Origin of the sequence: Sphingomonas sp. LH128, from assembly GCF_000293195.2 — a bacterium.
Lineage (GTDB): Bacteria > Pseudomonadota > Alphaproteobacteria > Sphingomonadales > Sphingomonadaceae > Novosphingobium > Novosphingobium resinovorum_A.
This window is the reverse complement of sequence record NZ_ALVC01000200.1, coordinates 1-6695: the sequence shown is the minus strand read 5'-3', so window position 1 is coordinate 6695 and position 6695 is coordinate 1. Positions and strand designations below refer to the sequence as shown.

The following is a 6695-nucleotide window of genomic DNA, read 5'->3' as shown; positions in this document are numbered from 1 at the left end:
TGCCTTGATGGAGACAAGGGCGCGTAGCGCCCGCCGGCTTCATCAAGGGTCATGACGGTAGTGCCCCGCGGGGTGGTGTAGGAAGCGGCTCCAGATAAGGTAGCCATCGCCGATCTTCGGTAGGGTTCGGATGCGATCTCGAACCTGAAGGAGCGCGAAGGCGGACGGATCGTCTCGACGGCGGTGATAGTGGCGGTCGGCGTCAACACGCTCGGCAAGCGCGAAGTGCTCGGCGTCGCGAGCGGCCCGTCTGAAGCCGAAGTGTTCTGGAAGGGTTTCCTGCGCTCGCTAGCCGATCGCGGCCTGCGCGGCGTCAAGCTCGTCATCTCCGACGATCACAAAGGCCTGCGCAGCGCCGCAGGCAAGGTCTTCCATGCAACCCAGCAGCGCTGTCGCGTGCACTGGATGCGCAATGCTTTGGCACATGTCGGTCCCAAACAGCGTCCCGCTGTCATAGCCATGCTCAAGACGATCTTCGCCCAGGAGAGCGCCGAAGCCGCCCACGAACAGTGGCACCACGTCGCCGATGCCCTGCGTGAACGATACGAGAAGCTCGCCATCATGATGGACGGCTCGCGCGAAGAGGTGCTCGCCTATATGGCGTTCCCCAAGGAGCACTGGGCGCAGATCTCGTCGACCAACCCGCTCGAGCGCGTCAACAAAGAGATCAAGCGACGAGCCGATGTCATCGGCATCTTTCCCAACAACGCAGCCGTCATCCGCCTCGTCGGCGCTCTCATGCTCGAGCAGAATGACGTGTATGGACCACCCCCACCTTGCAAGGCTTTTCGACAGGCTTTGGCGAGCTCGGATCTTGCGGTCGTGTATCCGGCCTTGTTGTGCGGCATTACACGCCATACCCTGCATCGGCAAGCACGATACCGACCGGCGTCTGTGCCGCGAGGGCAGCGCGAACCTGATCGATCGCAATTTGAGGCTTGGTCCGAAAGACCACCTCGTCTGGTATCTTTGCCTTGTAGCGTCGCTCTGCATCATCCAGCCAGATCTCTGGCAGGTAAAGCTGCCAGGCGATCGGCAAGCTTGCGCCCTCATTGGCAATGGAGAGGCTGACAGCGACCTGGCAGTTATCTTGCTTGCCGAGTTGCCCACAATACTGACGCGCGACTCCGACTGAGTGTTTGCCCTTCTTCGGAAAACCCGTGTCATCAATAATCCAAGCAGCAATCGGCCCGCTGCGCTCGATCATCCGCGGTAAGACCCAATCTCGGACACGTCCCATGAACGCTTCATCAGACCACGGCGCTTGTCCCACAAAATGCAGCAAAGACTGATGCTTGGCGGAAACACGCATTGGCGCCGTCATCGCCGCCAATGGTTCCACGCTCTTGCGTGCCACTGGCATCATCAAACCTGTACAATAATCCCGAAGCGGCTCTGCACGATCAGCATGCCCGATAACTTCCGTCAGCGCTTCAATATATCCATCGAACGCGCTTGCCTTATTCTCGCCGGTCGTCACCATGCCGCTCATCCGTCGCTATGAATCAACAGCCTATCACAATCCAATCGCGAGCGAATCCCCCGGACAGCGATTTTTGTGACTCAGTAAGACTAAGCCAGTTGAACAGTTGTCGGATCGCGCTCACCCATCCCCTTCCCGCCCAGCAAAGGCGATTTGGTAACGCATGACAAGGGATTGTGCGAACCTGAAAATGTGCATAACATCAATCAAACAAACTTGAAGGTGTGCACACTTGAAAATAATCACACTTGCGGCGCAGAAGGGAGGCGTTGGCAAAACAACCTTAGCCGTTAATCTCGCGGTTGCCGCCCAAGTGGCTGGCATCAAGACCGCCCTGTTCGACCTGGATCCCCAAGAAAGTGCTACCGCGTGGAGTGAGCGGCGCGAGGCCGAACTCCCTCATGTCGAGCCGATCAGCGCACGGCGGTTGGATCAGGCTATCAACGCGGCCGAGGCGAACGGCTTTGCGCTTACTATCATCGACACGCCGCCCGCCGCTGGCGCAGAAGCCGTCGCCGCGGCGCAGCGCGCCGATCTCGTCCTGATCCCGTGCCGCCCTTCCCTCATCGATTTGGACGCGATCAAGCGCACTGCCCAGCTCATCAGCAGCACCGGAAAGAGCGCATATGTCGTGCTCAATGCCGCTCCGCCGACCGCCACAGCGCTGTTGGAAGATGCTCGTATCCTGGTTGAGGCTTCAGGGCTGAAGGTCGCACGGGCGGTGCTGCGCGAGCGCAGCATCTATCGTGCGGCATGGCCTTACGGCCTGGGCGTGATCGAGCATGAACCTGCTGGAAAAGCCGCTCAGGAGATTGCTTTGCTCCGCGAGTTCCTATTTGAAGTGTTGCAGTCTTGCACACCTGCAAGTGTGAGGGTTTGATATATGGCACGTCGCTCATCTCTTCTCGCCCCAGCGATACCAGAAAAGCCGAACCAAGAAGCTGTGGCGGAGTCTCGCCCTTCCTCGCCCCCGGAGCAGCCGGTGGCGCGATCGAGCGGACGGCGCCCCGGCAAATATCATCTCGGCGCCTATTTCGATCCCGCAGACCCAACCGCTGAGGCATTCAGGGTGCTGGCGGCACGGACGCGGCGCAGCCATCAGGACTTGCTGGCGGAGGCCATTGCCGAGCTAGTTGCCAAGTATGACGCTAACCAGCAGTTTGGCCGCTGATAATGTGCAAGATTGCACACATGCACAGGTGCAGGTCTGAACCGTGAAGAAGCGGCGCGATCCCAACTCGGAGTTTGACCTGTTCCTGCCGATCATGGGCGACCTTCCGCTCAAGGATCAGCGGGAGACGATGGAGCGACCATTCTTCTCCTTGCAGAAGCGCAAGCGGGTCAAGCCGATCGAATATACCAGTCCGGATGGCGCGACCTGGGTGAAGATCGAAGCGATCCCGGCTTATGGTATGGCGACGATCTGGGATGCCGATATTATCATCTGGGCCACCTCCACGCTTAACCGAATGCGTGAGCAGGGGATCAACGACCTTCCGAGGACGCTCAAGACCACATCCTACGACCTTTTGCGGGCGATCAAGCGCGACACCAGCGGGAGGGCATACCAGGAGCTGCAAGCAGCCCTGCAACGGCTACAGACCACGTCCATCTCCACGTCCATCCGCGCACCCAAGCGGCGCAGCAAGGCGGGCTTCAACTGGCTCGATAAATGGACCTTGGAAGTGGACCCCGACACCGATCAGCCCCGTGGTATGACCATCACTCTGTCCGATTGGGTCTATGAAGGCATCATGGCGGAGCGGTCGCTGCTCACCATGCATCCCGATTATTTCCTGCTTTCCGGAGGGCTGGAGCGGGCGCTCTATCGCATCGCCCGCAAGCACGCTGGCAACCAGCGAGGCGGGTGGACGTGCCGGGTCGAGGTGTTGCGCGACAAGACCGGTAGCGACAGCAAGCCCAAAGAGTTCAACCGGATGCTGCGCAAGATCATCGAGGCAAACCAGCTTCCTGATTATGCGGTGGAAATGGCAACGACCGCAGATGGCAGCCCGGCCGTAATGTTCCGGTTGAGAGGGGAGGCGGAGGCGTTGGCGCTGTCTGAACAACTCCAGGCAGAGCAGGAACGGCGGGCTCGCTTGGATGCCGATCGCCGGAGAACCACCGAGGTTGATGACCTTATGGACCGCCTCGCACGCCGCTCCTGACTATCGTGGTTTCACACACCGCAGCTCTGGAAGGGCGGGCAGCGTGACGCGGATCATGGACCGATAGCCGCCCGAGAAGGGCAATCTGGAGCCACTTACTATCGTGGGATCACACACCTTTCGTTCGTGGTTTCGCACACCCTGCTATCGTGGGATCACACACCGAATCACGTGGTTTCACCCACCGGGCAAGACAGCAAGTGATTGAAGAGAAAGACGTATTTTCGCTTTCCCACAGGCTTAACTTGTTTAACGATTCCTATTTAACAGAATCTCTTAACGAGCAGCGTTCACCCAGACCCGCGACCAGAAGAGCAAAGAGCAAATGGAATTGGCCTACCGGCCAATACACCTTCGTTCCGTGCCGGCTATCGCCGTCACAAGAGCGTCCTAACGGCCGCAGGGCTTCCAGGAGAAGCCAAGCGGAACCGGCAGTGTGTGCCTTCAGCGTTCCGCCGGCGGAGAGGCCGGTGAGGCCCTACCCGAAAGCTCACCATTCGATCTTCTGGGGATCGGTGTATGCGATCACGCCGGATCGAACAGGCCGGCGAACTCGCGCTGGTCATAGTAGCGGACCTTGCTGGCCCAGAGCGGGCGCTCGCCCTGGCGCAGCAGCAGGAGCGTGTCGGTCGGCATCCGCATGATTTCATCCGGCGTAACGAGCCGTCGCGCCGTGACGTGCGTGCTGACGCTTTCCGAGGGGCCGGCGCGATTGTCCCCCCAGCCAGTACCGCGCGACGTGCTGAAGGTCGCATATTCCAGTGTCGTGTCACCGATCGTGCGCGAGAGCATGTCTGCGGTGGCATGATCGTTGACCCCGAACGTCTGGATCACCCCAGCGTTAGCCAGGAAGGTGCCGGCGCGCTCGCCATAGAGGGCGCGGAGCTGGTGCATGTCCTGGAGGATCGGCCAGAGCTGGAGGCCATAACCGGCCATCAGCCCCATCGCGCGCTCCGCCGGCTCCAGTCGGCCGAGGGCGGCGAACTCATCGAGCAGAAACAGCACTGGACGTTCGGGCAGGGCAGGGAAGCGCGCCATGTCGGTGACGGCCTGCGCGACCAGCAGGCGCAGCCAGCGCGCATAAGTATCGAGCCGGTCGGGCGGCAGGCACAGGAACACGGTGCCGGGCCGCTCCTTCAGGTCCGCGAACCGGAAATCGGAGGCGGACGTGCTTTCGACCAGGCGCGGGCTGTCGAGGAAGTGGGTGTGACGCTGCGCCGAGGATAGCACACCCGCGGCCTCGCGATCGGACTTGCCGAGCTGGCGGTTGGCGGCGCGCGCGATCAGGCCGTGGGCGCCGGTGCTGGCCTGCATGTCCGCCAGCAGCGCGGCGAAGGCCGCCGGATCGCGGGTGAGCTTGTCGCGCACAGTGGCGAGCGTGGCGCGGGCAGGGGGTTCGTGGACGACGGTGTGCAGGATCACGCCGGCGACCAGCGCCTTGGCTTCCTCATTCCAGTGCGCCTCACCCGATTGTCCCGGCGCATCGTGGACAAGCGCGTCGGCGATCGTCTGCGCATCTTCCGCGAGGTCCGGGCTGGCCGGGTCGAGCTGCGCCAGGGGGTTGTACCGAGCCGCAGGACGCCCGGAAACGCCGAAGGGGTCCAGGCACCACACAAGGCCCTTCTTCGCCCTCGCACGGGCCGTGACGCGGGCATTCTCGCCCTTGGGGTCGATGCAGACCACCGAGCGGTCCAGCATCAGCAGGTTGGGGATGATCGTGCCGACGCCCTTGCCCGATCGGGTGGGTGCTATCGTCAGCAGGTGCGCCGCGCCGTCATAGCGGAGCAGCTTGCCGGAGTCCTTGGCGCGGCCGATCAGGAGATCCCCGTTCGCTTCCAGCTTGCGCACGTCGGCACGGTCGCCGAAGCGGGCCGACCCCAGCAGCTCGTTCCTGCCGTTGCCGGCGCAGCTGTTGATCCACCAGGTGGCGCCGATCAGTCCGACCAGAACCAGGAACGGCACGGTGCCGGAAATCTGCCCGACACCGAAGATGCCTTCCAGCCATCGCGCTGTCGCATAGGCGGTGACGAACGAGACGACGATCGCGAGCCGCCAGCTGATCGGCCGACGCCTGCCGATGAGCGGACCCGCCATCAGCCGATCCGTTCCAGCGGCGTGATCGCCAGCGTCGGATCGGCGTCAGGATGGCCGTGCAGCTTGAGGATGATTTGGGTCGCAAGGGGCGGGGGCACGGCCTCGTCCCGCAGCATGGCGTGCTCGGCCGGTGAGCCCCGCACGAAATCCAGCGCGCGGACTTCCGCACGGATTGCATCAATGTCCAGGAACGCCATCGCCTCTCTCCGTCGCTTCCGTTTCCGCGTCGAACGCGCGTTTGCCGCGCCGCTTCCACAGCGCGAGCGTGTCGCTGGCATCGTCGCTCCGCGCCTTGCCGGCCAACTCCAGCAGTGCGCCGTAGATGGTGGCGCGATCGTCGTCGGTGAGATCGACCAGGCCGGCCTTCTGGACCAGGCCGCCCAGCTCGATCAGATGGCGGGTGCGCTCGCGGCGTTGCACGACCCAGCCCCGTGTATCGCTACGACGCCGCGCCGCTTCCAGGCGCTGGATCAGTGCCCGGTTGCGTCGCTGTGCTGTCGCCGTCGCCGCCAGCAGTCCGGCCAGCTTTGCGCCCGCGCCGCTGAAAGAAAGCGGCGCCTTTCGCGCGCCACGCCTCCTTCGCTTCCGCATCCTTCATGGCAACGGCATCGAGCAGCGCGCCGGCGAGTGTTTCCATGTCGAGCACATCGGCACCGGTGGCGGTTACGAGCTGGCCGAGCTGTTCGACACGGCGCGCCTTGATCGTGCGCGCGCGCTCTTCAAGGGCCTTCAGCTCCGCGTCATAGTCGCGCACCTTTCGCATGGTGCTTTCTCCTTCCGCGTCAGGATCACCACAGCCTAGCAAACCGGATCGGGCAGGCAACCCACAAGTTAAGCGTGCGCCAGTCAATCAGCAGGAGCGAAGCGGATGATGAGTGCGCGCTTATACGTCGTTGCCGACGTGCGCTAAGTAAGGCAGTGTGCGAAGCGTCATGGCGATCTACCATTTC

The 6695-nt window shown here is 62.6% G+C and carries 8 protein-coding genes and 2 pseudogenes; 4 read left to right on the top strand and 6 right to left on the bottom strand.

The window, feature by feature from the left end:
• A partial coding sequence (locus tag LH128_RS34585; RefSeq protein ID WP_327195190.1) for a hypothetical protein occupies window positions 1-206 on the bottom strand: 206 nt, incomplete at its 3' end.
• On the opposite strand from LH128_RS34585, the pseudogene LH128_RS32245 reads away from it, so the two are divergent.
• Window positions 145-756: pseudogene (locus tag LH128_RS32245) on the top strand (IS256 family transposase); the annotation flags it as partial. The gene LH128_RS34585 and the pseudogene LH128_RS32245 sit on opposite strands and share 62 nt — an antisense overlap.
• A gap of 97 nt (window positions 757-853) precedes the next feature.
• Here LH128_RS32245 and LH128_RS16340 read toward each other — a convergent pair.
• Window positions 854-1483, bottom strand: a pseudogene (locus tag LH128_RS16340) (IS701 family transposase); the annotation flags it as partial.
• Window positions 1484-1715: 232 nt separating this feature from the next.
• On the opposite strand from LH128_RS16340, the gene LH128_RS16335 reads away from it, so the two are divergent.
• The 3 genes from LH128_RS16335 (at window position 1716) to LH128_RS16330 (ending at window position 3651) form a co-directional block, all read left to right on the top strand.
• A complete protein-coding gene (locus LH128_RS16335) occupies window positions 1716-2363 on the top strand; it encodes an AAA family ATPase (protein ID WP_037519825.1) in 648 nt (215 codons plus the stop codon).
• A gap of 102 nt (window positions 2364-2465) precedes the next feature.
• A complete protein-coding gene (locus tag LH128_RS33510) occupies window positions 2466-2654 on the top strand; it encodes a ribbon-helix-helix domain-containing protein (protein WP_172705088.1) in 189 nt (62 codons plus the stop codon).
• A 43-nt stretch (window positions 2655-2697) separates the two neighbouring features.
• Window positions 2698-3651, top strand: coding sequence for a replication initiator protein A (locus LH128_RS16330; RefSeq protein WP_008830767.1), 954 nt, complete (start codon window positions 2698-2700; stop codon window positions 3649-3651).
• Window positions 3652-4176: 525 nt separating this feature from the next.
• Here LH128_RS16330 and LH128_RS16325 read toward each other — a convergent pair.
• From LH128_RS16325 to LH128_RS16310, 4 genes are read right to left on the bottom strand one after another with little or no spacing between them, the layout of a single operon-like run.
• Complete coding sequence (locus LH128_RS16325; protein WP_008830766.1) at window positions 4177-5745, bottom strand: type IV secretory system conjugative DNA transfer family protein; 1569 nt, start codon at window positions 5743-5745, stop codon at window positions 4177-4179.
• Window positions 5745-5942, bottom strand: coding sequence for a hypothetical protein (locus LH128_RS16320; RefSeq protein WP_008830765.1), 198 nt, complete (start codon window positions 5940-5942; stop codon window positions 5745-5747). The genes LH128_RS16325 and LH128_RS16320 overlap by 1 nt, the downstream gene beginning before the upstream one ends.
• Entirely contained in the window at window positions 5923-6165 is a 243-nt protein-coding gene (locus LH128_RS16315) for a conjugal transfer protein TraD (RefSeq protein ID WP_008830764.1), read from the bottom strand. The genes LH128_RS16320 and LH128_RS16315 overlap by 20 nt, the downstream gene beginning before the upstream one ends.
• A 19-nt stretch (window positions 6166-6184) precedes the next feature.
• Complete coding sequence (locus LH128_RS16310) at window positions 6185-6508, bottom strand: conjugal transfer protein TraD (protein ID WP_008830763.1); 324 nt, start codon at window positions 6506-6508, stop codon at window positions 6185-6187.
• Window positions 6509-6695 lie beyond the last annotated feature (187 nt).

Bases quoted from the DNA above. Each gene is read 5' to 3' on its own strand.
- LH128_RS16325 (WP_008830766.1), bottom strand. From the start codon at position 5,745: ATGGCGGGTCCGCTCATCGGCAGGCGTCGGCCGATCAGCTGGCGGCTC.
- LH128_RS16320 (WP_008830765.1), bottom strand. From the start codon at position 5,942: ATGGCGTTCCTGGACATTGATGCAATCCGTGCGGAAGTCCGCGCGCTG.
- LH128_RS16310 (WP_008830763.1), bottom strand. From the start codon at position 6,508: ATGCGAAAGGTGCGCGACTATGACGCGGAGCTGAAGGCCCTTGAAGAG.